Origin of the sequence: Bradyrhizobium sp. USDA 4532, assembly GCF_024171315.1 — a bacterium.
GTDB classification, from domain to species: Bacteria; Pseudomonadota; Alphaproteobacteria; order Rhizobiales; family Xanthobacteraceae; genus Bradyrhizobium; species Bradyrhizobium australafricanum.
This window is the reverse complement of the sequence record NZ_JALJZN010000001.1, coordinates 1,635,726-1,661,475: the sequence shown is the minus strand read 5'-3', so window position 1 is coordinate 1,661,475 and position 25,750 is coordinate 1,635,726. Positions and strand designations below refer to the sequence as shown.

Here is a 25,750-nt window from a genome sequence, read left to right as displayed (position 1 = left end):
GAGAGGGGCGGGGTGAGGGGCTGTCACCGCACCAGTGGTGGCAGTTGTGCTCACCCCGGCACGATGATTGACCTTGAACCCCACCGATACTCCAACGAAACGTGCAAACACCGATGCCGCTTCATTCGACGATCGATCCCACATCTTCTGAATTTGCCCGCAACGCCGAGGTGATGCGCGGCCTGGTCGCGGAGCTCCGCGGCAAGCTCAACCAGGTGGCCGGCGGCGGCGGCGAGACCTCGCGCAAGCGGCACACCTCGCGCGGCAAGATGCTGGCGCGCGATCGCGTCGATCTCCTGGTCGACCCCGGCACCGCATTTCTCGAGCTGTCGCCGCTCGCCGCCAACGGGCTCTATGGCGGTGACGTGCATTCGGCCAGCGTGATCACCGGCGTCGGGCGCATCGCGGGCCGCGAATGCATCATCGTCGCCAACGACGCCACCATCAAGGGCGGCACCTATTACCCGATGACGGTGAAGAAGCATCTGCGCGCCCAGGACATCGCGCGGCAGAACAATCTGCCCTGCGTCTACATGGTGGATTCCGGCGGCGCCTTCCTGCCGCTGCAGGACGAGATCTTTCCCGACGAACGGCATTTCGGCCGCATCTTCTACAACCAGGCCCAGATGTCGTCGCAGGGCATCCCGCAGATCGCGATCGTGATGGGCTCCTGCACCGCGGGCGGCGCCTATGTGCCGGCGATGTCCGACGAGAGCATCATCGTACGCAACCAGGGCACGATCTTCCTTGGTGGTCCGCCGCTGGTGAAGGCCGCGACCGGCGAGGTCGTCACCGCCGAAGAACTCGGCGGCGCCGATGTCCACTCCCGGCAGTCCGGCGTGACCGATCACTACGCCCAGAACGATGCCCACGCGATCGGGATCGCGCGCCGCATCGTCGGCACGCTGAAGCAGCCGGTGAAGGCACAGCTCAACATGCGCCCTGCGCAGGAGCCGCTGTTTCCGGCCGAGGAGATCTATGGCGTGGTCTCCGCCGACGGCAGAAAACCGTTCGACGTGCACGACATCATCGCGCGGATCGTCGACGGCTCCGAATTCGACGAGTTCAAGAAGCTCTACGGCACCACGCTGATCTGCGGCTTCGCCCATATTTTTGGCTATCCGGTCGGCATCATCGCCAACAACGGCATCCTGTTCAGCGAGAGCTCGCTGAAGGGCGCGCATTTCATCGAGCTGTGCTGCCAGCGCGGCATTCCGCTGGTGTTCCTGCAGAACATCACCGGCTTCATGGTCGGCAAGAAGTACGAGGCCGGCGGCATCGCGCGCGACGGCGCCAAGCTGGTGACGGCGGTCGCCACCGCCGGGGTGCCGAAATTCACCGTCGTGATCGGCGGCTCCTACGGCGCCGGCAATTACGGCATGTGCGGCCGCGCCTACAGCCCGCGCTTCCTCTGGCTGTGGCCGAACGCGCGCATCTCGGTGATGGGCGGCGAGCAGGCCTCGATGGTGCTGAGCCAGGTGCGGCGCGACGGCATCGAGGCCAAGGGCGAGAGCTGGTCGGCGGAAGAGGAAGACAAGTTCCGCGAGCCGATCCGCGCGCAATACGAGAAGCAGGGCAATCCCTATTACGCCACGGCGCGGCTGTGGGATGACGGCGTGATCGATCCCGCCGATACGCGCCTCGTGCTCGGGCTCGGCCTCTCGGCGGCGGCGAATGCGCCGATCGAGCCGACGAAATTCGGCCTGTTCAGGATGTGACCCAGGATCTGATCATGGACCGCTCAAAACTCACCCGGCGTTTTCGCACGCTTCTGATCGCCAACCGCGGCGAGATCGCCTGCCGCGTCATCCGCTCGGCGCGCGCCATGGGGCTGCGCTCCGTCGCGGTTTATTCCGAGGCCGACCGCGACGCGATGCATGTCGCGCTCGCCGACGAGGCCGTGCTGCTCGGGCCTGCCCGGGCGCGCGACAGCTATCTCAACATCGAGCGCGTCATCGCCGCCGCCAAGGAGACCGGCGCCGAGGCGGTGCATCCTGGCTACGGCTTCCTGTCTGAAAATGCCGAGTTCGCGCAGGCCTGTCTTGAAGCAGGTTTGGTGTTCGTCGGTCCGACCGCCGAGATGATGACGGCGATGGGCTCGAAGTCCGGCTCGAAGGCGCTGATGGAGAAGGCCGGCGTGCCCTTGGTGCCGGGCTATCACGGCGAGGCCCAGGACGAGGCGACGCTGGCGGAGGCCGCCAACCGGATCGGCTTCCCGGTGCTGGTGAAGGCGTCCGCCGGCGGCGGCGGCCGCGGCATGCGTGTGGTCAATTCGGCGGCTGAGCTCACGGCCGCGATCACCAGCGCCAAGCGCGAGGCCAAGGCGGCGTTCGGCGACGACCGCATGCTGATCGAGAAATACGTGCAGAACCCGCGCCACATCGAGGTGCAGATCATCGGCGACAGCCACGGCAATCTGCTCTCGCTGTGGGAGCGCGAATGCACGCTGCAGCGCCGCCACCAGAAGGTGATCGAGGAGGCGCCGTCGCCGACGCTGAACGCCGCGCAACGCGAGACGGTTTGCGAGGCCGCCCGCAAGGCCGCCGGCGCGGTCAACTATATCGGCGCCGGCACCATCGAGTTCGTCTCCGACGGCAAGGACGTGTTCTTCATCGAGATGAACACCCGCCTGCAGGTCGAGCATCCCGTCACCGAGCTGATCACCGGCGTCGATCTCGTTGAATGGCAGCTCCGCGTCGCTTTCGGCGAGGCGCTGCCGCTGAAGCAGGACGAGATCAGGCTGAACGGGCATGCCATCGAGGCGCGCGTTTACGCGGAAAACCCGCAGAAGAACTTCATGCCCTCGGTCGGCCGCATCAAGACCTGGCGCACGCCACAGGAAGGCGACGGCCTGCGCATCGATGCCGGCTATCGCAGCGGCGATAACGTCTCGCCGTACTACGACGCGATGCTCGCCAAGGTGATCGCCTGGGCGCCGACGCGCGAGGGCGCGATCGACAAGCTCAATCGCGGACTGCAGGAGACCGATGTCCGCGGCATCGTCACCAATATCCCGTTCCTGTCGGCGCTGGTGACGCACAAGGATACGCGAGCCAATGCGATCGACACCGGCTTCATCGAGCGCGAGCTGAAGAACCTGACATCGAGCACGGGCACGGCCGGCGAGTTCGAGCTTTGCGCGGCGGTGGCCGCGATCGTCAACGACGAGCAGAAGGCGGCGCGACGCGAGGCCAACTCGCCCTGGCAGGCCTTCGGCTGGATGCCGGTCGGCCGCCGTCAGCGGGTGTTTTCGTTCCGGCAGGGCCATGAGCCTGCCCAGACCATCACGCTGCACTATGGCAACGGACCGTCGACGCTCTCCGTCGGCGGGCGCGAACTCGTCTTCGCCATCTCGTCAGCCGGCGATGACGGCTTCGACCTGACGCTCAACGGCCTCAAGTCGAGTATAGCCTCGGTCATCGAGGGCCACGAGCTTTACTTGCGCACCCGCAACGGCCGCTTCGACCTGCACTGGGTCGATCCGTTCGGCGGCGAGAGCGAGGAGCAGGTCGGCGAGGACAAGATCGTGGCGCCCTTGCCGGGCACGGTGGTGGCGCTGCTGGCCGAGGAGGGCGCGACACTGGAGAAGGGCGCCCCGATCCTCACCCTGGAAGTGATGAAGATGGAGCAGACCCTGCGCGCGCCCTATGCCGGGCTGCTGAAGAAGCTCAAATGCAAGGTCGGCGACATCGTCGGCGAGGGCGTCGAGCTTGCCGAAGTCGAACCTGCGGCCGCATCATGAGCGATCAGATCCAGCTCGTCGAGATGGGGCCGCGCGACGGCCTGCAGAACGAGAAGACGCCGGTCAGCGTCGAGGCGCGCATCGCCTTCGTCGAGGCGCTGGTGGCGGCCGGGCTCAATACCGTCGAGGTCGGCGCCTTCGTGTCGCCGAAGGCGATCCCGCAGATGGCGAGCTCTGACCAGGTGCTGCGCGGCGTCAGCCACATCAAGGGCGCCGAATTCCACGTGCTGGTTCCGAACGAGAAGGGCTATGACGCCGCGCGCGCGGCCGGCGCCGCGGTGGTCTCGGTGTTCGCGGCGGCCTCCGAAGGCTTCTCGCGCGCCAATATCAATTGCTCGGTCGCGGAATCGATCGAGCGTTTCAAGCCGGTGCTGGCGCGCGCCAAGGCCGACGGCGTCAAGGTGCGTGGCTACATCTCCTGTGTGCTCGGCTGTCCGTTCGACGGCGAGATCAAGCCGAAGGCGGTCGCCGACCTCGCGGTGACGCTGTGGGATCTCGGTTGCTACGAGATCTCGCTTGGCGACACCATCGGCGTCGGCACGCCGCTGAAGGCCAAACAGATGCTGCGTGCGGTCGGTTCCGAGTTGCCGGTCGGCAACCTTGCGATGCACTTCCACGACACCTACGGCCAGGCGCTGGCCAATCTCTATGCCGGCATGGAAGAGGGTGTTCGCGTCATCGATGCCGCCGCCGGGGGGCTCGGCGGCTGCCCCTACGCCCCCGGCGCCACCGGCAACGTTGCGACCGAGGACGTCGTCTACATGCTCGAGGGCATGGGCGTGAAGACCGGGATCGATATGGACAGACTGCTGGCCGCGACCAACGAGATGGCCGGCTTGCTCGGCCGTCCGCCGGTCAGCCGTGTTGCGTCCGCGCTCAACGCGAAGCGCACGCGGCTCGCCAAATCGTAAATTGTGGGATGCTTGGAGCGATTTGGGATCGTAGCCGCCTCAATCGTCGGCGGTCGCGTTGGGAGTTATGCGCTGCGAAGCGCAGATTCAAGGCTCATAGTCGCGCCTCTGGCTTGCGCAGTCTGGGCTCCCGATGCTGGACTCTCAACCCATATGCGTAGCGTGCGACAGCGCCTCGCGCTATCGCCGCCCTCCTTGAGGGCGTTTCCTCCCTAGACTTGGGCCGCTTGTTGTTTCGAGCGGCCCTTTTTCTTACGCCGCAGGAGCATTGATCGTCGCGATCACGGCCCTCATATCGGTCGCCAGCTCGCGATAGTGCCCGCCCAGCCGCTGGTATAGCTCGCGGTTGCTCCCATCCAGCGTCCTGCTAGCGATCAGCTCGCATTCGTCGGCGAGGATCTCAAATCGTTCCAGCTTTGCTTGGAGAGCAGACATGGCGGGCGTTTCCCTGACACTGTTACTGAGGGAGTTGCGACGCTACTACTCGGACTGTGTCTAACACAGCATAATTATGGGGTAGAACTAAATTCTTCCCGGCAGTGACTTTGACCGATTGATGGGAGCGACTTGTCCGCCGTAGCTCGAACAGCGAAGGCGGAAGCGCATGAGCGTTTCGAGGAATTCCGGAGGCAAATCGAAGCGCTCGGATATGAGGACGATGCGGCGGAGCCGTAATCGGATCGGTAGCGCGCAGCGAAGCCCATCAATTCAGTATCCGCGGCGCGAATGATGGGTATCGCTTCGCTCCACCCTACGAGCGAGTCCTTTCCACCGAATGGAACCCGTTTTGCGGCGCACACAGCCGGCGTCATCGGCTCGGCTCCCGATAAACCCTCCGGAAAGCGTTCATGGCTTGGTGACTCAAACGTGCTGAGGTGAGGGGCTCGCAATTGCTCCAGGTGGATTCTCGCTATGTCCGGACAGGTGTCAGCTTCCCGCGGCCGAACGTTTCTGGCCGGAAAGATCGTCTTCAACTTCGGCCGGTCGGCCTTCGACTGCACGGTCCGCCAGCTCACGGAGACGGGCGCCACCGTGGAACTCGAAAGTGTCGTTGGCATTCCCGATCACATTCAACTGTTGCTCGTCGGCAGCAATCAGGTGAAGCCATGCAAACGGCTGTGGCAATCGGACCGCCAGCTCGGCCTGGCTTTTGAAGAGCAGCAGGCCAACGCTGCGGCGCCCACGCCTGCCGCTCCTGCGCCGGCCGCCATTCCGGAGCGGCGCAGCGGCGATATTCTGCGCGGGCACATGCTGGCGCTGCGCGCGGCGCTCGATCAGATACCCGTCGGCATCCTGCTGTTGGACGTGGAGCTGAAGGCCCAGTTCATCAACCGCGCGTTTCGGAACATGTGGCGGCTTCCGGACGAGGTGGCCGACCGCAACCCCAGCTTCACCGACCTGATGCATCACGGCTGCAAGACGATGGCCTACGAGCTGCCGGCCGCGCAACTCGAAGCCTATGTTGCCGAGCGCGTCCGCCTCGTGAACGTCGGGGACCCGAGCCCGATCGATCTCAGGCGCAGCAATGGCGACGTGGTTCGATGTCAGTGCACGCCGCTGCCCGACGGCGGCCGGATGGTGAGCTACACGCCCGTGACCGACATCGTGCGCGCGTCCGACAAGCTGAAGGTGCTGACCGGCGCGCTCGAGACTGTGGAGGACGGCGTCGTCCTGCTCGACCGCGATCTCAATGCGATCTTCCTCAATCGGCGAATGCGGGAATTCTGGGAGGTGAGCGAGGAGGAGGTCGCGCGGCATCCGGCATACATCACGCTGCTCACGCGCAACCGCCGCGCCGCTCCGACGGGCGCGACCCCGGAGCAGATCAGGGCCTTTCCTGCGAAGCGGATTGCGGAGATCAAGGCAGGCGATCACAAGCGCGACGTGCAGACGCCGGACGGTCGCCATATCAGGATCCATTGCTCGACGATGGCAAACGGCGGTCGCATGCTGACCTTCGTCGACGTGACCGATCTCGTACGCAACGCACGGCAGCTGGAGGTGCTCGCGACCACCGATCCGCTCACCGGATTGTTCAACCGCAGGCACTTCCTGACGACGCTGGATGCGGAGTGGAGCCGGTTCCAGCGCTACTATCGTTCGGTATCCGTGCTGATGGTCGATATCGATCACTTCAAGAGCATCAATGACCGCTTCGGACATGCGGTCGGTGACGAGGCCATCAAGGCTGTCGCCGGGATATGCATTCGGGGCAAGCGCAAGTCCGACGTCGTCGGCCGCGTTGGAGGCGAGGAGTTCGCCGTCCTGCTGCCGGAGACCACATTGTCGCGCGCCCGAACCGTCGCCGAACGCATCCGCAAGAGGGCGGAAGCGCTGACGGTGGGTGCGGATGATCGGCCGGTATCACTCACGGTGAGCATCGGCGTTGCCGAGGCGCTCACAAGCATGCCGGGGATCGATGCCCTAATGAAGGCTGCCGATGCGGCGCTCTACCAGGCCAAGGAGCACGGCAGGAATCGCACGGAGTGCTGGTCACCTCCGTCGCCACCGAAGCTGGCCGCCGGGCAAATTGCAGGTGGTCGGGTCCCCGTCAGGTCCCTATAAGGACTGATAATACATGGTTGCGCGGCGGCCACGATTGTTGCGATGTTGCAACGATGCCTGAACATTTAACCTTAAAAGCACCCGGTCCGTAGTCGCGCCGCTTTTTAGCCACACCCCGACATGAAAGGATATTCACGTAGCTGAATAGCCAGCGCTCCGACGGCGGGACATTTTTTCGGGTTCCGGCGTTGATGGAGGAAAGAGCGCCGGGAACAGGGTCGCGATGGACGCCAAGACGAACATCAAGGGCAGGCTGCCCAGCCGTCACGTGACGGAAGGGCCCGAACGCGCTCCGCACCGGTCCTATCTCTACGCGATGGGGCTGACGACAGCCCAGATTCATCAACCCTTTGTCGGCGTTGCTTCATGTTGGAATGAAGCCGCTCCCTGCAACATCTCGCTGATGCGCCAGGCGCAGGCGGTGAAGAAGGGCGTGGCCTCGGCCGGTGGCACGCCGCGCGAGTTCTGCACCATCACCGTCACCGACGGCATCGCAATGGGCCATGACGGCATGCGCTCGTCGCTGCCGTCGCGCGAATGCATCGCCGATTCGGTCGAACTGACGGTCCGCGGCCACTCCTATGACGCGCTGGTCGGGCTCGCCGGCTGCGACAAGTCGCTGCCGGGCATGATGATGGCGATGGTCCGCCTCAACGTTCCGTCGATCTTCATCTATGGCGGCTCGATCCTGCCCGGCAACTTCCGCGGCCAGCCGGTCACCGTCCAGGACATGTTCGAGGCGGTTGGCAAGCACTCGGTCGGCGCCATGTCGGACGAGGACCTCGACGAGATCGAGCGGGTGGCGTGCCCGTCGGCCGGCGCCTGCGGCGCCCAGTTCACCGCCAACACCATGGCGACCGTCTCCGAGGCGATCGGCCTCGCGCTCCCGTATTCCGCCGGGGCTCCGGCGCCCTACGAGATCCGCGACTCCTTCTGCGCCGCCGCCGGCGAGAAGGTGATGGAGCTGATCGAGAAAAACATCCGGCCCCGCGACATCGTCACCCGCGAAGCCCTTGAAAATGCTGCGGCCGTGGTTGCAGCCTCAGGTGGTTCGACCAATGCTGCGCTGCACCTGCCGGCGATCGCCCATGAGTGCGGCATTAAATTCAATTTGTTCGACGTTGCCGAAATCTTCAAAAAGACTCCTTACGTCGCGGATTTGAAGCCGGGCGGCCGTTATGTTGCCAAAGACATGTTTGAAGTAGGTGGCATTCCGCTGCTGATGAAGACGCTGCTCGACAATGGCCACCTGCACGGGAATTGCCTAACCGTCACTGGCCGAACGATCGCCGAAAACCTCAAAAGCGTGAAATGGAATCCGCACCAGGATGTGGTGCGGCCCGCCGACAATCCGATCACCGTGACGGGTGGCGTTGTCGGGCTAAAGGGTAATCTCGCTCCGGAGGGTGCGATCGTGAAGGTCGCGGGAATGTCCAACCTGAGGTTTACCGGTCCGGCCCGGTGCTTCGACCGCGAGGAAGACGCCTTCGAGGCGGTGCAGAAGCGCACCTACAGGGAAGGCGAGGTGATCGTGATCCGCTATGAGGGGCCGAAGGGCGGTCCCGGCATGCGGGAGATGCTGGCGACCACGGCGGCACTGACCGGGCAGGGGATGGGCGGCAAGATTGCCCTGATCACCGATGGCCGGTTCTCCGGCGCCACCCGTGGCTTCTGCATCGGACATATTGGACCTGAAGCGGCCGTCGGCGGGCCGATCGGGTTGTTGCAAGACGGCGACATCATCGAGATCGATGCGGTCGCCGGCACCCTTAACGTAAATTTGAGCGACGCCGAACTCGCAAATCGTAAGACCAAATGGGCCCCTCGCGCGACGAACCATACATCTGGTGCGCTGTGGAAGTACGCCGAGCAAGTGGGGCCGGCGGTGGATGGCGCAGTCACCCATCCGGGTGGCGCGTACGAGAAACAGTGTTATGCGGACGTTTAGGCGTACGATATTGGCGTTTGCGTTAGGGGCCATCCCGGTGGCGGGCCCCGGATTCGGATTCGACGGCGCACCGGTCAACCCACAAGATACGGTTCTTCCTGTGGTTTCCCCGCAGCCGGGGACCGCCGGCGCGCTGAAACGGGCCGCCACTCCAGTGGCGCCTGCGGCGACCTCGCCGACCTCGTCGTTCAGCACGCTGCAGTACCAGGCCGAAGGCGGCCACCCCGTCGCGCAGTGGAAGCTCGGCAAGATGTACGCCGAGGGCGACGGCGTCATCCAGGACGACATGCGCGCCTTCGAATATTTCAGCCGGATCGCCAATGCGCATGCCGAGGATTCGCCGTCGGCACCGCAGGCCTCGATCGTGGCCAACGCCTTCGTCGCGCTCGGCCGCTACTATCTGAGCGGCATTCCCAATTCCAAGGTGAAGGCGGACACCGAGCGGGCGCGGGAGATGTTCTCCTATGCCGCGTCCTATTTCGGCAATGCCGACGCCCAATACGACCTTGCCCGGCTCTACCTGAAGACGCCGGACGCCTCGCGGGACGACTTCCGCTACGGCGCGCGCTGGCTCGGGCTTGCCGCCCAGAAGGGCCAGCATCAGGCGCAGGCGCTGCTCGGCCAGATGCTGTTCAACGGCGACCGCCTGCCGCCGCAGCGGGCCCGCGGCCTGATGTGGCTGACGCTGGCGCGCGACAGCGCGACGCCGGATGAGGCCTGGATCAAGGAAAGCTACAACCGGGCGATCGCCAAGGCCTCCGAGGACGATCGCGCGATGGCGCTGCAGATGCTCGAGCACTGGGTGCAGGGCCGCCGGGATTGATCTTCCCGCCGGCCGGCGGGGTCAGGCGATCTCGAAATCGAGATCGGCCCAGACCGGGACATGGTCGGACGGCTTCTCCCAAGCCCGCACATAGCTGTCGATGCCGACGTCGATCAGCCGGTCGCTCGCTTGTGCCGACATCAACAGGTGGTCGATGCGCAGGCCCCAGTTCTTTTGCCAGGCGCCGGCCTGGTAGTCCCAGAAAGTGTACTGGCCCGGCTCGTCATTGACCGCCCGCAGCGCGTCGGTCAGGCCGAGGCCGAGCAGCGACTGGAAGGCCTCGCGGGTCTGAGGCCGAAACAGGGCGTCATCGGCCCAGGCGGCGGGATTGTAGACGTCGCGCGCGGCCGGGATGACGTTGAAATCGCCGGCCAGGATCAACGGCTCCTCGGCCTTCAGCCGCTCCTTCGAATACTCAAGAAGCCGCGACATCCACTTGAGCTTGTACGGATATTTGTCGGTATTGGCGGGGTTGCCATTGGGCAGATAAAGGCACGCGACCCGGATCACGCCCTGCTTCAGCGTGACGACGCCCTCGAGGAAGCGGGCATGTGCGTCCTCGTCGTCACCGGCGAGGCCCGATTTGGTTTCGTCGAACGGCAGCTTCGACAGCAGCGCGACGCCGTTGAAGGTCTTCTGGCCGTGGGTGACGACATTGTACCCGAGCGCCTCGACCTCGAGGCGGGGAAACGCATCATCGACGCATTTGATCTCCTGCAGACAGACGATGTCGGGGGAGCACTCCTTCAGCCAGCTGACCAGAAGCTCGATCCGTTGCCGGACCGAGTTGACGTTCCACGTAGCGATGCGAACTGCCATCGGACTTCCTTCATTGTGGGGGCACGTGACCGAGCGCCGCCCCGCTTAGACCAGGCGCTTCCGCATCTCGATGTGCGGGATGCCGGCCTCCTCGAATTCCGCGCCGATGCGCTCGAAGCCGACGCGTGCGTAGAACGGCTCCGCGTGCGTCTGCGCGTTGAGGATCAGTTCCGGATAGCCGAGTTCGGCCGCCTTGGCCATCAGCGCGTCCAGCACGCGGGCGCCTACGCCTGTGCCGCGCGCAGCTTTGAGCACGGCCATGCGGCCGATATGACCGTCCGGCAACAGCCGGCCCGTGGCCAAGGGCGCACCGTCGTCGGCGAACGCCAGCGCATGCCAGCTCGATGCGTCCATGTCGTCCCATTCCAATTCTACCGGCACCCGCTGTTCCTCGACGAAGACGCTGTAGCGGATGGCACGGGAGCGTTCGCGAGCTTCTTCCCAGGGGCAGACAAGGACGGAGGTGGACATAAGGTCGCGATTCGAAAGCTCAATGAAGCAGAACGGATGCGGCCCGGTTACTCAAAACGTCCGGCGATGCGCATGCAAATCACCGGATTGAAGCCGCACTATTTCACTTAGGTGGCATACCATGGGCGGTCCGCCTGTGCTAACCCTCTCAGGAAACAAGGCGCAACAATTGCCGATGGGGGAGTGACGACGCGCACCCGGCCTTCAAGGGAAGCCGGCGGCGCACGTGCAAAACTTATGAAAAAACGCAATTTGGTTCTGACTGTCGCTGTTCTCGGCATTGCGGCCGGGGCGGCTTACATGACCCGCACTTCATGGATGGGTGGCGGCGCCGCCACCGCGCAAGGGACGGCGCGGCCGCGCGTGGTGTCCGTGGATCTCGCTAAGGCGGAACGCAAATCGGTTCCGGTCGATGTCGATGCCATTGGACAGGTCACGCCGATCTCCAGCGTGGCGCTGAAGTCGCGGCTGGAGACCACCATCGTCTCGGTGCATTTCGAGGACGGCGCCAGGGTCAATGAAGGCGACCTGCTGTTCACCCTCGACGCGCGGCAGATCGACGCGCAGATCGAACAGGCCGAGGGCGTCCTGGCCCGCGACCAGGCCCAGCTCGAGGGCGCGCAGCGCGACCTCCGCCGCTACACCGAACTGGTCGGCAAGGGTGCGACCACCCAGGTCAACCTCGACAACGCCAAGACCCAGTCCGACGTCCTGATCGGCACCATCAAGGCCGACCGCTTCGCGCTGGAGAACCTCCGCGTCCAGAAGAGCTACACCGTCATCCGCGCACCATTCGCGGGACGGATCAGCGCCGCCAACGTCAAGGTCGGCAACTTCGTCCGCCCCGCCGACACCCAGCCGCTCGCGGTCATCAACCAGATGGCACCGGTCTACGTCACCTTCGCGATTCCGCAGCGGGCGCTGGTCGATCTGCGCGACGCCATGGGGAAGGGCGATTCAAAGGTGATCGCGACCATTCCCGGCCACCAGCGCTCCGAGCGCGGCAAGGTCGCGATGGTGGAGAACGCCGTCGACGCGACCACCGGCATGGTGACCGTGCGCGGCATCATGAACAACGAGAGCGAGACGCTCTGGCCCGGCACCATCGTGCAGACCAAGCTGATCATCCGCAGCGAAGACGCGGTCGTGGTGCCGACGGTCGCGGTGCAGCGCAGCCAGAACGGCAATTTCGTCTTCGTCGTCAAGGACGGCGTTGCCAAGGTTCGGCCGGTCAAGGTCGATCGCACCTTCCAGGGCAGCTCGGTGATCTCAGACGGATTGGCGGGCGATGAAAGCGTCGTCGTTGACGGCCAGCTGCTGCTCTCGGAGGGATCGCGGGTTGAACTGCGGGCGCGCAAGGCCGGAGCCTGACCGATGACGCTCTCCGAGCTTTGCATCCGCCGCCCGGTCATGACGACGCTGATCACGGCGTCGATCATCGCATTCGGCGTGTTCGGCTTCCGCCTGCTGCCGGTCTCGGCGCTGCCCAAGGTGGACTTCCCGACCATCGCGGTGACCGCGACCCTGCCCGGCGCCAGCGCCGACACCATGGCGGCCTCGGTCGCCGGCATCATCGAGCGCCAGCTCTCGACCATTGCCGGCATCTCCTCGATGTCCTCGAACTCCTCGCAGGGCACGAGCGTCATCACCATCCAGTTCGACCTCAACCGCAACATCGATGCCGCCGCGCTCGACGTGCAGACCGCGTTGACGATCGCGCAACGACGGCTGCCGATCGAGATGACGATCCCGCCGAGCTTCCGAAAGGTGAACCCGGCGGACTTCCCGGTGCTGTTCGTCTCGCTCGGCTCGGCGACGCTGCCGCTGTCGAGCGTCAACGAATACGGCGACATCACGATCGGGCAGGCACTGTCGCAGCTGCCGGGCGTCGCCCAGGTCTTGATCTACGGCGCGCAGAAATTCGCCATCCGCGTTCAGGCCGATCCGGAGGCCGCCGCCGCGCGCGGCGTCTCGATGGAGGATATCCGCGCCGCGGTGTCGCGCGCCAATTCGTCGACGCCGGTCGGTACCTTGAATGGCCCCAAGCAGGACGTCGCGCTGCAGGCCTCCGGCCAGATGGACAAGGCGGCCGACTACCGCCAGATCTATGTCGCCTGGCGCAACGGCTCGCCGGTCCGGCTCGACGAGATCGCCAAGGTCTATGACAGCGTCGAGAACGACAAGATCGCGACCTGGATGAACGACGAGCGGGCGATCGTGCTCGCGATCCAGAAGCAGCCCGACGCCAACACCGTGGCGGTGGTCGACGCCGTGCTGGCCAAGCTGCCGGCGCTGCGCGCCGCGATCCCGCCCTCGGTGACCATGCAGGTCATGATGGACCGCTCGGTCTCGATCCGCCAGGCGGTCAGCGACGTCGAGGAGACCCTGCTGATCGCGATCGGCCTCGTGATCCTCGTGATCTTCCTGTTCCTCCGCTCGGCCTCTGCCACCTTCATCCCGGCGCTCGCGGTGCCGATCTCGCTGTTCGGCACGTGCGCGGCGATGTACGCGCTGGACTACTCCATCAACAACATGACGCTGCTGGCGCTGACGCTCTCGGTCGGCTTCGTGGTCGACGACGCCATCGTCATGCTGGAGAACATCGTCCGCCACATCGAGCACGGCATGAAGCCGTTCGAGGCGGCGCTGAAGGGTGCCCGCGAGATCGGTTTCACGATCATCTCGATCACCTTCTCGCTGATCGCCGTGTTCATCCCGGTGCTGCTGATGGGCGGCATCGTCGGCCGCGTATTCCGCGAATTCGCGGTGACGATCTCGGTTGCGATCATCGTCTCCGGCTTCGTGTCGCTGACCCTGACGCCGATGCTGTGCGCCCGTGTGCTGCGCGCGCATGACGCGACCAAGCGGCCGAACGTCGTGCTGCGGGCGTTCGAGGCGATGTTCGAGGCCTGGCTGCGGGCCTATGAATGGGCGCTGGATTGGGTGCTGGCCAAGAAGGCCCTGATGCTGGTGGTGACGCTGGCTACGCTGGGCGGCACCGTCTACCTCTACATGATCGTGCCGAAGGGCTTCTTCCCGCAGGAGGACACCGGCTTTCTGATCGGCGTGACGGAGGCTGCGACCGACACCTCGTTCGAGGCGATGAAGGTGCGCCAGCAGGCGCTGGTCGAGGTGCTGCGGACCGATCCGGCGATAGAGTACATCAACTCTACGGTCGGCTCCGGCGGTCCCAATCCGACGGCGAATTACGGCCGTCTGTTCATCGCGCTGAAGCCGCAGAAGATGCGTGACAACGCCACCGTGGTGATCGGCCGTCTGCGGCAGAAGGCGCGCGAGATCCCGGGCATGCAGGCGTTCTTCCAGAGCATCCAGAACCTCAGCATCGGCGGGCGCATCTCCAAGAGCCAGTATCAGTATGTGATGCAGAGCGGCGATACCGAGGCGCTGTACCGGCTGGCGCCCGAGATGCGCGACAAGATCGAGAAGATTCCGGGCTTGCTCGACGTTACCACCGACCTGTACATCAAGAACCCGCAGATGACGGTCGACATCGACCGCGAGAAGGCGGCGGTCTACGGCGTCACCGTCGATCAGGTCCGCAACCAGCTCTACAACGCCTATGGCGCGCGGCAGGTCGGCACCATCTACATGCCGTCGAACGACTACCAGATCATCCTCGAGGTGCAGCCGCAGTTCCGCGTCGATCCGTCCGACCTCTCGAAGCTCTACATGAAGACCGCGAACAACCAGACCATTCCGCTGGATGCGGTGGCGAGGCTGGTGCCGACGGTCGGGCCGTTGCAGATCAACCACCAGGGCCAGCAGCCGGCGGTGACGATCTCGTTCAACCTCGCGCCGGGCACCTCACTCGGCTACGCGGTCGACAAGATCACCGAACTCGAGCAGACCGCGAACCTGCCGCCGACGATTGTGACCGGCTTCTCCGGCACCGCGCAGGTGTTCCAGGATTCGCTGCGCGGGCAGGGCGTGCTGATCCTCGCCGCGGTGTTCGCAGCCTTCGTGATCCTCGGCATTCTCTACGAGAGCTTCATCCACCCGATCACCATCATCTCCGGCCTGCCGTCGGCCGGTATCGGCGCGATCCTGACGCTGATGATGTTCGGGATGGAGCTGTCTGTGATTGCGATGATCGGCATCGTGATGCTGGTCGGCATCGTCAAGAAGAATGCGATCATGATGGTCGACTTCGCGCTGGAGCGTCGCCGCGTCGGCCTCAGCGCCGAGCACGCGATCCGCGAGGCGGCACTGCTGCGCTTCCGTCCGATCATGATGACGACGTTCGCGGCGATCTTCGGCACGCTGCCGATCGCGCTCGGCGCGGGTGCCGGCGCCGAACTGCGTCAACCGCTCGGCGTCGCCGTGGTCGGCGGCCTCTGCGTGTCGCAGCTGCTGACGCTGTTCATCACGCCGGTGATCTACATCTATCTCGACCGCATCGACCGCAGGCTGCGCCGCAAGCTCGACCCGCAAGCCGAGGCGGGCGGCGACGTCGAGCGGCCGCAGGTGGTCGCGGCGGAATAGCCGAGCATTCGGCGCGAGCCGGAAACCGGCGCGCCGGGAGAAACCGCCCGGGATCGCGAAGCGTTAGATCGAGAAGCTGGTGCCGCAGCCGCAGGAGGCGGTGGCGTTCGGATTGACGACGCGGAACGAGGCGCCGATCAGGTCGTCGACGAAGTCGACCTCCGAGCCCGCGAGGAACGGGACCGAGGCGGGATCGATCAGCACCACCGCGCTGTCGCGTTCGATCACGAGGTCGTCATCGGCCTGGGTGCGCTCGACGTCGAACTTGTACTGGAAACCGGAGCAGCCGCCGCCCTCGACCGAAATGCGCAGCTTGGCGCCTTCGCCTTCCTTGCTGAGGATCTGCCCGATCCGGCGGGCGGCCCGTTCGCTGACGGTGATGGCAGCAGTCATGTCGGTCTCCGAAACCCTATTTGAGCATGATCCGATCCGGATCAGGCCCGGCGTCATCCCCAATTCATTTGGTCGGCCGCCTCAGTCATAGTTAAGTGCGTCGGACCATGGAATCAAATGGATAAGGACTAAAATACAGTGTCGGTCGGAATGGCTGCCCCCCGCGCGCCTTATGCCTGCGACCCCGATCGCAGCCGCGGCCGGCTGGTCGCGGAGCCGCCGAGCCGGACCCGGAGCCCGTTCCGGCGCGACTGCGACCGGGTGATTCATTCCACCGCGTTCCGCCGCCTCAAGCACAAGACGCAGGTCTTCGTCTTCCACGAAGGCGATCACTACCGCACGCGGCTGACCCATTCGCTGGAGGTCGCGCAGATCGCCCGGGCGCTGGCCCGCCAGCTCGGGGTCGACGAGGACCTGACCGAGACGCTGGCGCTGGCGCATGACCTCGGCCATCCGCCGTTCGGCCATGCCGGGGAGCGGGCGCTCGACGAATGCCTCAGGGATGACGGCGGCTTCGACCATAATGCGCAGGCGCTGCGGGTCGTCACCTCGCTGGAGCATCGCTACCCCGAATTCGGCGGGCTGAACCTGACCTGGGAATCGCTCGAGGGGATCGTCAAGCACAACGGTCCGCTGACCGAGCGCGGTGGCGCACCCGCCGGCCGCTACCTGGTAAGTGGAATCCCGATCGGGATTGCCGACTACAACAAGGGCCACGACCTCGAGCTCTGGAGCTATGCCTCGCTCGAGGCGCAGATCGCGGCCTTCGCCGACGACATCGCCTATGACGCGCACGATATCGATGACGGCCTGCGTGCCGGCCTGTTCGCGGTCGACGACCTCAAGGAGATGCCGCTGACCGCTGAGATCATCGCCGAGATCGACCGCCACTATCCCGGGCTCGACGAGGTCCGGCGCGGCGCCGAACTGGTCCGTGAGCTGATCTCACACTTCATCAGCGCGGTCTTCAACGAGGCGAGCCGGCGCCTCGCGGCCGCGCAGCCGCAATCGGCGCACGACGTGCGCCACCACAATACCCCGCTGATCGCGTTTCCGTCGGAGGTGGCGGAGCAGGAGGCGGCGATCAAGGCGTTCCTGTTCCGGCGGATGTATCGCCACAAGCGGGTGATGCTGGTGATGGGGGAGGCGGAGGAGGTGGTCCGCAATCTGTTCGAGCGCTACCAGCAATCGCCTGAAGACCTGCCGGCGGAATGGATCGAGGGCAGCGTGCAGGAGACCGGAAGCGCTCGGAACAGGCGGATCGGCAATTTCATTGCCGGGATGACCGACCGTTTCGCCCTGATCGAGCACCAAAGGCTTTTTGACTCGACCCCGGATTTGCGTTAGCGCCCTGCCATGGCCGACACCACTACTTCACCACACCTTTTTGCCGACATGCTGACGCGCGTGCATGCGATCTGTGCCGCTGTCGCAGCCGAGGACAATTGGCCCGCCGGCATCGATCTGTCCCGCGTCGTGGTGGAGCCGCCGCGCGACGCCAGCCATGGCGACATGGCGACCAATGCCGCGATGGTGCTCGCCAAGGATGCCAAGGCCAAGCCGCGCGAGCTCGCCGACAAGATCGCCGAGCGGCTGCGCGCCGATGCGCTGGTGGCCTCGGTCGATGTCGCCGGGCCCGGCTTCATCAACCTGACCTTGAAGCCGCAGGTCTGGGCGGACGCGCTGCGTGCCGTGCTGGCCGCCGGCTCGGCTTACGGGCGCAGCGACATCGGCAAGGCCGAGAAGGTCAATGTCGAATATGTCTCGGCCAACCCGACCGGACCGATGCATGTCGGCCATTGCCGCGGCGCCGTGTTCGGCGACGCGCTGTGCAGCCTGCTGCAATTCGCGGGCTTCGACGTCTGCCGCGAATACTACATCAACGACGCCGGCGCTCAGGTCGATGTGCTCGCGCGCTCGGCGTTCCTGCGCTACCGCGAGGCGCTGGGCCAGGACATCGGCGCGATCCCGGAAGGGCTCTATCCCGGCGATTACCTCGTGCCGGTCGGCGAGGCACTCGCCAAGGAATATGGCAAGAAGCTGCTCGACATGAGCGAAGCCGAGTGGCTGCCGATCGTGCGCGACAAGGCCATCGCGATGATGATGGAGATGATCAAGGGCGATCTCGCCGCGCTCAATATCCATCACGACGTGTTCTTCTCCGAGCGCTCGCTTATCACGTCAGGAAACAACAAGGTCGCCGAGACCATCGATTTCCTGCGCGCCAAGGGCGACATCTACGAGGGCCGCCTGCCGCCCCCGAAGGGCAAGCCGGTCGAGGACTACGAGGACCGCGAGCAGTCGCTGTTCCGCGCCACCGCCTATGGCGACGACGTCGATCGTCCGCTGATCAAGTCGGACGGCTCCTACACCTACTTCGCATCCGACATCGCCAACCACCGCTACAAATTCGAGCGTGGCTTCACCAATCTGATCGACGTGTTCGGCGCCGATCATGGTGGCTACATCAAGCGCATGCAGGCCGCCGTGAAGGCGGTGACCGCGGGCAAGGCTGTGCTCGACGTCAAGATCGTGCAGCTCGTGAAGCTGCTGCGCGACGGCGAGCCGGTGAAGATGTCGAAGCGGTCCGGCGAATTCGTCACGCTGCGCGAGGTGGTCGACGAGGTCGGCTCCGACGCTGTCAGATTCATGATGCTGTTCCGCAAGAACGACGCGGTGCTCGATTTCGACCTCGCCAAGGTGATCGAGCAGTCAAAAGACAACGCGGTGTTCTACGTCCAGTACGGCCACGCCCGCGGCCATTCGATCTTCCGCAACGCGCGGGAGGAAGCGGTTCCCGATCTGCCCGAGACCGATGAGGCCCGGCTGGCCTATCTCCGTAATGCTACGGTCGAGCGGCTGACCGACCCGGCCGAGCTCGAACTGCTCAAGCGGCTTGCGCTTTATCCGCGGATAATCGAGGCTGCCGCGGTGGCACATGAGCCGCACCGAATCGCTTTTTATCTCTATGATTTGGCCAGTGAATTTCATGCGCTTTGGACCAAGGGGCGCGATTTGCCCTATTTACGCTTCATTATCAATAATGATGCAGAGATCACGAGGGCGCGACTGGCAATGGTTCAGGGCGTCGTCTCGGTTCTGGCATCGGGCTTAGCTGTTCTAGGCGTCCACGCTCCGACCGAGATGCGGTAGGCAGGGGCATTAGGCCCTCACGAGTGGGGATTTGTGAGGGCATCTGGCAGGGGCCAACTCGTTCGGACCGGCTGTGCCGGCGATCTTGGCGCTGTCCCGAAGGGGATGCATGATCACAATGGCTGATCGATATCAGGACCGACATTTTCCCGCCGACACGGCTTCCAAGGCCGACAGCGATCCGCTTGCCGAACTGGCACGGCTGATCGGCCAGACGGATCCCTTCGGCAGCGCGAACAAGCCACCGCCGCGACCGCTGCAGTCGCGCGCCAACGCGCGGCCGCAACAGTACGAGCCGCAGGCCGCGGACGAGGATGCGCCGCCCGCGGGCCCGCCGCCCTGGATGCAGCGCGCGCGGCAGGAGGCTGTCGCTCCGCCTCCCGTGCAGAACATCGAAGACGAAGAGCCCGAGCAGGACTACCAGCCGAAGCCGGTGCATCCGTTGCATCGCTACGCGGCTCAGCAGGCGCAGCCCGCGCCCGCGCCGGTGGCGCAGTATCGGCCGGTCGAGGCCCCTCGGCAGCCGGAGGCATTTGACGAGAAGCCGCACTATCAGAGTGGCGGTCAGAGTCAGGATCCGTCGCGCTATGACGACGCGCTCTACGGCCAGCTGGAAGCCGGCGAGCAGGACCTGCAGCGCGATCCCGCCTATCCGGACGATCCCTATGCCTATGAGGAGGCCTACGAGGAAGAACCCGAGCCCCGCCGGCGGCGCAGCGGCCTGATAACGGTCGCCGCGGTGCTGGCGCTCGGCGTGTTCGGTGTCGGTGGCGCGTATGCCTACCGGACCTACGTCGGTTCGCCCCGCAGCGGTGAGCCGCCGATCATCAAGGCTGACAACACGCCGACCAAGGTGATCCCGGCCCAGGCCGACGCGCCGGCCAAGACGCCGGACCGCATGGCGACGGGCGACGGCACCGAGAAGATCGTGTCGCGCGAAGAGACGCCGGTCGACGTCAATTCGAAGACCGCCGGACCGCGCGTCGTGTTTCCGCCGCTGAACGCCAATGCGAATCCACCGCCGCCCGCCAGCGTGCAGACGGCACAGCCGGCGCCGGCGCCGATCACCGCGAACGGCACGTTGCCGAACAACGAGCCGCGCAAGGTCCGCACGCTTTCGGTCAAGGGCGATACGTCCGATGGCACGCAGGCCACCGCAACCGTGCCGGCGAAGCCTCCGGCGGCGGCGAAGTCTCCGGTGTCGCGCGGCAACCCGGCTGCGGCCAACGCCAGCGTCAACTCGCCAATGTCGCTTGTTCCCGGCCAGGCTGAGGCGGCTCCGGCCGCACCTCCGACCCGGGTGGCCTCGACCTCGGCGGCTCCGGTTGGGGGCGGCGGATATCTGGTCCAGGTCTCCTCGCAGAAGAACGAGGCGGACGCCCAGGCGTCGTACCGGACGCTGCAGGGCAAGTATCGCAACGTGCTCGGTTCGCAGCCCTTGGTGGTGAAGCGCGTCGATCTCGGAGAGAAAGGCGTCTACTACCGCGCCTTCGCGGGCCCGTTCGCGTCCTCGGAAGAGGCGAGCCAGCTGTGCAAGAGCCTGATGTCGGCGGGTGGACCGCAGTGCCTCATCCAAAGAAATTAAAGGCCGTTTCCTTGACCCGTGAGCTGCATACGGCCTAATCGGCCGAATGACGAACCGCGCATTCATCACGGGCATATCCGGGCTGATCCTCAACGACGCCGAACGCGAATTCATTCGCGCCGAGCGGCCATGGGGCTTCATCCTGTTCAAGCGCAACATCGAGAGTCCTGCCCAAGTGGCGGCTCTTGTTGAGGAACTCCGGTCCGCAGTCGGCGTTTCCGATGCTCCGGTCCTGATCGACCAGGAAGGCGGGCGGGTGCAGCGGCTCGGCCCGCCGCATTGGCCGGCCTATCCGCCGGGCGCGAGCTTTGGGGCGCTCTACGACATCGATCCGAAGCTCGGGCTTGCGGCAGCCCGGCTCAGTTCACGGCTGATTGCGGCCGATCTGACCGATCTCGGAATCACCGTCGATTGCCTGCCCTTGGCCGATGTTCCCGTGGCCGGGGCGGACGCGGTGATCGGCAACCGGGCCTATGGAACTGAACCCGGCAAGGTCGCGGCAATCGCCCGCGCGGTCACGGACGGGCTGGAACAGGGCGGGGTACTGCCGGTTCTCAAGCATATTCCCGGCCATGGCCGGGCCACAGCGGACAGCCATTTCCGGCTTCCGACCGTTGATACCGCCAGGGCCGAGCTGGAACGGACCGATTTTGCCGCGTTCCAGCCGCTTGCGGACCTGCCGATGGCCATGACTGCACATGTTGTGTTTAGCGCGCTGGACCCCGTCCATCCGGCGACGACTTCTGCGACAATCATCGAACAGGTGATTCGCGGCCTGATCGGGTTCCAGGGTTTGTTGATGAGTGATGACGTGTCGATGAATGCGCTGGCCGGATCGATTGCCGAGCGGACCCGCGCCATCGTCACCGCCGGTTGCGACATGGTTCTGCACTGCAACGGCAATATTGACGAGATGCGCGAGGTCGCACGCGAAACGCCGGAACTGACCGGCAAGGCGCTTGAGCGCGCCAAGGCGACGCTCGCCGCGCGCAAGCCGCCTGAGCCGCTCGACCGGCAGGCGGCACGGGCTGAACTGGATGCGTTGTTGGATCGGGTAGGGACGGCATGACCGCTGAAATTCTTTCGTTTGATACCGGGCGGCCGGCCGACCTCGCCGAGGGCGAACCGGCGCTGGTGGTCGACGTCGAGGGCTATGAGGGCCCGCTCGACCTGCTGTTGACGCTGGCGCGGCAGCAGAAGGTCGACCTGTCGAAGATCTCGATCCTTGCGCTTGCCGACCAGTATCTTTCGTTCATCGAGGCTGCCCGCAAGATTCGCCTCGAGCTTGCGGCCGACTATCTGGTGATGGCGGCGTGGCTGGCGTTCCTGAAGTCGCGGCTCCTGCTGCCCGAGCCGCCGAGCGCGGAGGGGCCGAGCGCCGAGGAAATGGCGACCGCGCTCGCCAACCGGTTGCGCCGGCTGGAGGCGATCCGCGAGGCGGCGAACCGGCTGATGAACCGGCCCCAGTTCCAGCGCGATATCTTTCCGCGCGGCAATCCGGAATCGATCGCCGAGATCAAGCATCCGAAGTTCACCGCGACCCTGTACGACCTGCTGTCGGCCTACGCCACGCAGCGCCAGTCGCGCGTGCTGACGACGGTTCATCTGCAAAAGCGTACCGTATGGTCGCTGGCCGAAGCGCGTGCGTCGCTGGAGCGGCTGGTCGGCATCGCCGAGGACTGGAGCTGCCTCGACGAGTATCTGATGAATTACGTCGCCGATCCCACCCAGAAGGCGACGGTGTTCGCATCGAGCTTCGCTGCCGCCCTCGAGCTGGTTCGCGAGGGCGAGATGGAGATCAACCAGAAGCAGGCGTTCGCGCCGATCTATTTCCGAAAGCGTCAAGCGCAGGCCGCAATGGCAGCGCCGGACCTGTCGGTTGAGTAAGTGGAAGAAGGAGAGCAAGCCCATGGCAAGCTTGGCGGAAGTGCGCAGAGAAGAGCCCGAGGAGGAGGTTTCTCCTATGGATCCGGTGGCGCGTCCTGAGGAATTGCGGCTCCTGGAAGCCCTGTTGTTTGCATCGGCCGAGCCGATCGATCAGGCAACGCTGGCAAAGCGGATGCCCGACGGCGTCGACGTCAAGGCGGCGCTCGCGCAGCTGCAGGCGGAATACGCGCCGCGCGGCGTCAACCTGGTGCGTGTCGCCAACAAGTGGACGTTCCGCACCGCCGGCGATCTGTCGTGGCTGATGACGCGCGAAAGCACCGAAACCCGAAAGCTGTCGCGTGCCGCGATCGAGGTGCTTGCGATTGTCGCCTATCACCAGCCGGTGACTCGCGCCGAGATCGAAGAGATTCGCGGCGTGGTCACGTCGAAGGGCACGATCGATGTGCTGCTCGAGACCGGCTGGATCCGCCCGCGCGGCCGGCGCAAGACGCCGGGCCGTCCGCTCACCTTCGGAACCACCGACGCGTTCCTGTCGCAGTTCAGCCTGGAAGCGCTCGGCGACCTGCCGGGGCTCGAGGAGCTGAAGGGCACGGGTCTGCTCGACTCGCGTCTGCCGACCGGATTTTCCGTTCCGTCGCCGTCGGATGACGCGACGCTGCGGGAGGACGAGGAGCCGCTCGAGCCGGGTGATACGCTGGAACTGCTGCTGGCGCCGGCCGTCGAGCTGGAAGCCGAGGAACCGAAGGCCGACGCAGAAACGACTGATGAGGTCGGGACTGCTGAGGTCGAAACGACCGCCCAAGCGGAGGTCGAGGCGGACGTTCCCTCTGACGCGGATGCGGCCGAACCTGACACCGGCGAGCCGGAAGACCGCGCCGACCACGCGGGTGATGACGCCGCCACCGAGGACAAGGGCGAGAAGGCCTGAATATTCCCGGTTAAGCCTAGCAATATTACGTAGCCGCGACAGCGATTTGCCGCGGCCGAGGTCCTTGTTTTTGACACCCCGCGGGCCTACCTTCCGGCAAAGTTCAGGCCGGTCCGCCGGCCATTTCTGGAGGGTTGCAGGATGGGTTCGTTGAGCATTTGGCACTGGATCGTCGTGATCGCAGTGGTCCTGCTGCTGTTCGGACGCGGCAAGATTTCCGATCTGATGGGTGACGTCGCCCAGGGCATCAAGGCCTTCAAGAAGGGCATGCAGGACGACGACAAGGTCGCCGAGAAGACCGAGCCCACCAAGTCGATCGATCACAATGCGGCGACGTCGGCCGCGCGCCAGGACGTCGGCAGCAAGGCCGTCTAACGCGCTTGTACTGACGCATATTTCGACGTTTTTTCTTGCGCGAAACGGTGACGCCGTCGCACAGACGCGCTATGGACGCCGATTGAGAAAAGGCGCCGGCAGCCCCAGATCCTGTTAGGAGCGATGGGGCCGATGGCGGCGCGCTTAGGCGGAAGAATTCATGTTCGATATCGGGTGGAGTGAACTGGTCGTCATCGCGGTCGTCGCGCTGATCGCCATCGGCCCGAAAGAACTGCCGGGCGTGCTGCGCATGGTCGGGCAATGGATGGGCAAGGCCCGCAAGATGGCCTCCGAATTCCAGGGCCAATTCCAGGAAGCCATGCGCGAGGCCGAGATGGCCGACCTCAAAAAGAGCTTTGACGAGGTCAAGGAGGCCGCAACCGGCATCACCAACGGCAACATTATGACCTCGCTGCAGAAGGACGTCAGCGACGCCCTGCAGATCGACAAGCCGGTCGATGCGCAGGTCGCGTCCGCAATCGACGCACCGGTGGCGTCAAGTGACACACCGGTGACGCCCACGACTCCCGTCGAGCCGACGCCGGAAACCTTCGTCGAGGCCGAGGCGCACGCGGCAGCCAGCGAGCCGCTTGCGATCACCAATGAGGTGAAGGCCGAGCCTGCGCCGCAGGACGTGACGCCGGTACAGCCCGACGCGCTCAAGGACGCGAGGGCGTCATGAGCGCCGAAGACATCGAGGCCAGCAAGGCCCCCTTGATGGATCACCTGATCGAGCTGCGCTCGCGGCTGATCAAGGCGCTGCTCGGCTTCGGCGTGGCCTTCATCATCTGCTTCTTCTTCGCCAAGCAGATCTACAACGTGCTGGTCTGGCCGTTCGTCTGGATCGCGGGGCCGGAGAATTCGAAGTTCATCTACACCGCGCTGCTGGAATATTTCATCACCCAGCTGAAGCTCGCATTGTTCGGCGCCGGCTTCATCTCGTTTCCGATCGTCGCCACCCAGATCTACAAATTCGTCGCGCCCGGTCTCTACCGGCATGAGCGCAACGCGTTCCTGCCGTATTTGATCGCCACTCCGGTGTTCTTCGTGATGGGCGCGGCGCTCGTCTATTTCGTTGTGCTGCCGATGCTGGTGCGGTTCTCGCTCGGCATGCAGCAGGCCGGCGGCGCGGAGACCGCGCAGATCCAGCTGCTGCCCAAGGTCGGCGAATATCTTTCGCTGATGATGTCGCTGATCTTCGCCTTCGGCATCGCGTTCCAGCTGCCGGTGATCCTGACGCTGCTCGGCCGCATCGGCATCGTCACCTCGAAGATGCTGAAGGAGAAGCGGCGCTACTTCATCGTGATCGCCTTCATCATCGCCGCCGTGCTGACGCCGCCCGACGTGCTGAGCCAGGCCTCGCTCGCGATCCCGCTGCTCGCGCTCTACGAGGGCGCCATTATCGCGGTCCGGATCGTGGAGAAGAAGGCCGCGACCTCGAATGCGTCGTCCGGGGCGACCAATCCGGCCGAATAGGGTGATTTCACCTCACAGTCGGTGTCATACCCCGCGAAAGCGGGGTATCCCGTACGCCGCGGCTTCTCGGTGACACGCCGACGTCTCTGGAATGCTGGATCACCCGCTTTCGCTGACGATGACGGTCGTGGTAGTGGAACTGCAAACCGTAGTTTGCCAACGCAATGTTGG

The 25,750-nt window shown here is 65.1% G+C and carries 20 protein-coding genes and 1 pseudogene; 17 read left to right on the top strand and 4 right to left on the bottom strand.

The genetic code is table 11. The features are described 5' to 3' along the window. Positions 1 to 113 precede the first annotated feature (113 nt). Genes J2R76_RS08045 through J2R76_RS08035 form a run of 3 tightly spaced genes read left to right on the top strand, consistent with a single transcriptional unit; the run spans position 114 to position 4,653 of the window. Positions 114 to 1,718, top strand: coding sequence for a carboxyl transferase domain-containing protein (locus J2R76_RS08045; RefSeq protein WP_038386820.1), 1,605 nt, complete (start codon positions 114 to 116; stop codon positions 1,716 to 1,718). 14 nt (positions 1,719 to 1,732) lie between these two features. Beyond that, entirely contained in the window at positions 1,733 to 3,742 is a 2,010-nt protein-coding gene (locus tag J2R76_RS08040; protein WP_076828731.1) for an acetyl/propionyl/methylcrotonyl-CoA carboxylase subunit alpha, read from the top strand. Continuing rightward, positions 3,739 to 4,653 carry a hydroxymethylglutaryl-CoA lyase gene (locus tag J2R76_RS08035; RefSeq protein ID WP_076828643.1) on the top strand — a complete coding sequence of 305 codons (915 nt, stop codon included), beginning with the start codon at positions 3,739 to 3,741 and terminating at the stop codon, positions 4,651 to 4,653. Before J2R76_RS08040 ends, J2R76_RS08035 begins: the two co-directional genes overlap by 4 nt. 252 nt (positions 4,654 to 4,905) lie before the next feature. Here the strand turns inward: J2R76_RS08035 and J2R76_RS08030 are convergent, their stop codons facing one another. After that, positions 4,906 to 5,088, bottom strand: a complete 183-nt coding sequence (locus tag J2R76_RS08030) for a hypothetical protein (protein WP_016846867.1) — start codon at positions 5,086 to 5,088, stop codon at positions 4,906 to 4,908. Between the two features lie 477 nt (positions 5,089 to 5,565). Here J2R76_RS08030 and J2R76_RS08025 point away from each other — a divergent pair, with 477 nt between their 5' ends. The 3 genes from J2R76_RS08025 to J2R76_RS08015 all read left to right on the top strand — a co-directional run bounded on the left by J2R76_RS08025 (position 5,566) and on the right by J2R76_RS08015 (position 9,989). Further along, the gene (locus J2R76_RS08025) at positions 5,566 to 7,218 is read left to right on the top strand and encodes a sensor domain-containing diguanylate cyclase (protein WP_253623902.1); all 1,653 of its coding nucleotides are present in this window, start codon (positions 5,566 to 5,568) and stop codon (positions 7,216 to 7,218) included. 223 nt (positions 7,219 to 7,441) lie between these two features. Further along, positions 7,442 to 9,166, top strand: a complete 1,725-nt coding sequence (gene ilvD, locus J2R76_RS08020) for a dihydroxy-acid dehydratase (protein WP_018271516.1) — start codon at positions 7,442 to 7,444, stop codon at positions 9,164 to 9,166. Next, the gene (locus J2R76_RS08015; protein WP_026192730.1) at positions 9,153 to 9,989 is read left to right on the top strand and encodes a tetratricopeptide repeat protein; all 837 of its coding nucleotides are present in this window, start codon (positions 9,153 to 9,155) and stop codon (positions 9,987 to 9,989) included. The genes ilvD and J2R76_RS08015 overlap by 14 nt, the downstream gene beginning before the upstream one ends. A 21-nt stretch (positions 9,990 to 10,010) precedes the next feature. Here the strand turns inward: J2R76_RS08015 and xth are convergent, their stop codons facing one another. Continuing rightward, positions 10,011 to 10,808 carry an exodeoxyribonuclease III gene (xth, locus tag J2R76_RS08010; protein ID WP_076828641.1) on the bottom strand — a complete coding sequence of 266 codons (798 nt, stop codon included), beginning with the start codon at positions 10,806 to 10,808 and terminating at the stop codon, positions 10,011 to 10,013. 45 nt (positions 10,809 to 10,853) lie between these two features. Next, on the bottom strand, positions 10,854 to 11,279 hold the full coding sequence (locus J2R76_RS08005; protein WP_057018546.1) for a GNAT family N-acetyltransferase: 426 nt from the start codon (positions 11,277 to 11,279) through the stop codon (positions 10,854 to 10,856). Between the two features lie 237 nt (positions 11,280 to 11,516). Between J2R76_RS08005 and J2R76_RS08000 the strand changes: the two genes are divergently transcribed. Continuing rightward, positions 11,517 to 12,650, top strand: coding sequence for an efflux RND transporter periplasmic adaptor subunit (locus tag J2R76_RS08000; RefSeq protein ID WP_057018545.1), 1,134 nt, complete (start codon positions 11,517 to 11,519; stop codon positions 12,648 to 12,650). Positions 12,651 to 12,653: 3 nt separating this feature from the next. Continuing rightward, complete coding sequence (locus J2R76_RS07995; RefSeq protein ID WP_141340441.1) at positions 12,654 to 15,782, top strand: efflux RND transporter permease subunit; 3,129 nt, start codon at positions 12,654 to 12,656, stop codon at positions 15,780 to 15,782. Between the two features lie 63 nt (positions 15,783 to 15,845). Here J2R76_RS07995 and erpA read toward each other — a convergent pair whose 3' ends face one another. After that, positions 15,846 to 16,175: an iron-sulfur cluster insertion protein ErpA gene (erpA, locus tag J2R76_RS07990; RefSeq protein WP_016846874.1), complete on the bottom strand. Its 330-nt coding sequence runs from the start codon at positions 16,173 to 16,175 to the stop codon at positions 15,846 to 15,848. Between the two features lie 138 nt (positions 16,176 to 16,313). Here erpA and J2R76_RS07985 point away from each other — a divergent pair, with 138 nt between their 5' ends. The 9 genes and pseudogenes from J2R76_RS07985 (at position 16,314) to tatC (ending at position 25,579) form a co-directional block, all read left to right on the top strand. Continuing rightward, positions 16,314 to 17,522 (top strand): deoxyguanosinetriphosphate triphosphohydrolase, encoded by a 1,209-nt coding sequence (locus tag J2R76_RS07985; RefSeq protein WP_141340440.1) that lies wholly within the window; start codon positions 16,314 to 16,316, stop codon positions 17,520 to 17,522. Between the two features lie 9 nt (positions 17,523 to 17,531). After that, positions 17,532 to 19,328 (top strand): arginine--tRNA ligase, encoded by a 1,797-nt coding sequence (gene argS / locus J2R76_RS07980; RefSeq protein WP_141340439.1) that lies wholly within the window; start codon positions 17,532 to 17,534, stop codon positions 19,326 to 19,328. Between the two features lie 118 nt (positions 19,329 to 19,446). Beyond that, entirely contained in the window at positions 19,447 to 20,913 is a 1,467-nt protein-coding gene (locus tag J2R76_RS07975) for an SPOR domain-containing protein (RefSeq protein ID WP_076828729.1), read from the top strand. Between the two features lie 46 nt (positions 20,914 to 20,959). Next, on the top strand, positions 20,960 to 21,982 hold the full coding sequence (gene nagZ / locus J2R76_RS07970; protein ID WP_141340438.1) for a beta-N-acetylhexosaminidase: 1,023 nt from the start codon (positions 20,960 to 20,962) through the stop codon (positions 21,980 to 21,982). Then, a complete protein-coding gene (locus J2R76_RS07965; RefSeq protein ID WP_050420355.1) occupies positions 21,979 to 22,800 on the top strand; it encodes a ScpA family protein in 822 nt (273 codons plus the stop codon). Before nagZ ends, J2R76_RS07965 begins: the two co-directional genes overlap by 4 nt. Before the next feature lie 22 nt (positions 22,801 to 22,822). Continuing rightward, positions 22,823 to 23,713: pseudogene (gene scpB, locus J2R76_RS07960) on the top strand (SMC-Scp complex subunit ScpB); the annotation flags it as partial. A gap of 156 nt (positions 23,714 to 23,869) precedes the next feature. Then, complete coding sequence (locus J2R76_RS07955; protein WP_016846882.1) at positions 23,870 to 24,103, top strand: twin-arginine translocase TatA/TatE family subunit; 234 nt, start codon at positions 23,870 to 23,872, stop codon at positions 24,101 to 24,103. 160 nt (positions 24,104 to 24,263) lie between these two features. Continuing rightward, complete coding sequence (tatB, locus tag J2R76_RS07950; protein WP_141340437.1) at positions 24,264 to 24,785, top strand: Sec-independent protein translocase protein TatB; 522 nt, start codon at positions 24,264 to 24,266, stop codon at positions 24,783 to 24,785. Then, on the top strand, positions 24,782 to 25,579 hold the full coding sequence (gene tatC / locus J2R76_RS07945) for a twin-arginine translocase subunit TatC (protein ID WP_038381092.1): 798 nt from the start codon (positions 24,782 to 24,784) through the stop codon (positions 25,577 to 25,579). Before tatB ends, tatC begins: the two co-directional genes overlap by 4 nt. Positions 25,580 to 25,750 lie beyond the last annotated feature (171 nt).

What these genes read in the sequence shown, in the direction of transcription:
- J2R76_RS08045 (WP_038386820.1), top strand. Translation starts at nt 114, where the DNA reads ATGCCGCTTCATTCGACGATCGATCCCACATCTTCTGAATTTGCCCGC.
- J2R76_RS08040 (WP_076828731.1), top strand. Translation starts at nt 1,733, where the DNA reads ATGGACCGCTCAAAACTCACCCGGCGTTTTCGCACGCTTCTGATCGCC.
- J2R76_RS08035 (WP_076828643.1), top strand. Translation starts at nt 3,739, where the DNA reads ATGAGCGATCAGATCCAGCTCGTCGAGATGGGGCCGCGCGACGGCCTG.
- J2R76_RS08030 (WP_016846867.1), bottom strand. Translation starts at nt 5,088, where the DNA reads ATGTCTGCTCTCCAAGCAAAGCTGGAACGATTTGAGATCCTCGCCGAC.
- J2R76_RS08025 (WP_253623902.1), top strand. Translation starts at nt 5,566, where the DNA reads ATGTCCGGACAGGTGTCAGCTTCCCGCGGCCGAACGTTTCTGGCCGGA.
- ilvD (WP_018271516.1), top strand. Translation starts at nt 7,442, where the DNA reads ATGGACGCCAAGACGAACATCAAGGGCAGGCTGCCCAGCCGTCACGTG.
- J2R76_RS08015 (WP_026192730.1), top strand. Translation starts at nt 9,153, where the DNA reads ATGCGGACGTTTAGGCGTACGATATTGGCGTTTGCGTTAGGGGCCATC.
- xth (WP_076828641.1), bottom strand. Translation starts at nt 10,808, where the DNA reads ATGGCAGTTCGCATCGCTACGTGGAACGTCAACTCGGTCCGGCAACGG.
- J2R76_RS08005 (WP_057018546.1), bottom strand. Translation starts at nt 11,279, where the DNA reads ATGTCCACCTCCGTCCTTGTCTGCCCCTGGGAAGAAGCTCGCGAACGC.
- J2R76_RS08000 (WP_057018545.1), top strand. Translation starts at nt 11,517, where the DNA reads ATGAAAAAACGCAATTTGGTTCTGACTGTCGCTGTTCTCGGCATTGCG.
- J2R76_RS07995 (WP_141340441.1), top strand. Translation starts at nt 12,654, where the DNA reads ATGACGCTCTCCGAGCTTTGCATCCGCCGCCCGGTCATGACGACGCTG.
- erpA (WP_016846874.1), bottom strand. Translation starts at nt 16,175, where the DNA reads ATGACTGCTGCCATCACCGTCAGCGAACGGGCCGCCCGCCGGATCGGG.
- argS (WP_141340439.1), top strand. Translation starts at nt 17,532, where the DNA reads ATGGCCGACACCACTACTTCACCACACCTTTTTGCCGACATGCTGACG.
- J2R76_RS07975 (WP_076828729.1), top strand. Translation starts at nt 19,447, where the DNA reads ATGGCTGATCGATATCAGGACCGACATTTTCCCGCCGACACGGCTTCC.
- nagZ (WP_141340438.1), top strand. Translation starts at nt 20,960, where the DNA reads ATGACGAACCGCGCATTCATCACGGGCATATCCGGGCTGATCCTCAAC.
- J2R76_RS07965 (WP_050420355.1), top strand. Translation starts at nt 21,979, where the DNA reads ATGACCGCTGAAATTCTTTCGTTTGATACCGGGCGGCCGGCCGACCTC.
- J2R76_RS07955 (WP_016846882.1), top strand. Translation starts at nt 23,870, where the DNA reads ATGGGTTCGTTGAGCATTTGGCACTGGATCGTCGTGATCGCAGTGGTC.
- tatB (WP_141340437.1), top strand. Translation starts at nt 24,264, where the DNA reads ATGTTCGATATCGGGTGGAGTGAACTGGTCGTCATCGCGGTCGTCGCG.
- tatC (WP_038381092.1), top strand. Translation starts at nt 24,782, where the DNA reads ATGAGCGCCGAAGACATCGAGGCCAGCAAGGCCCCCTTGATGGATCAC.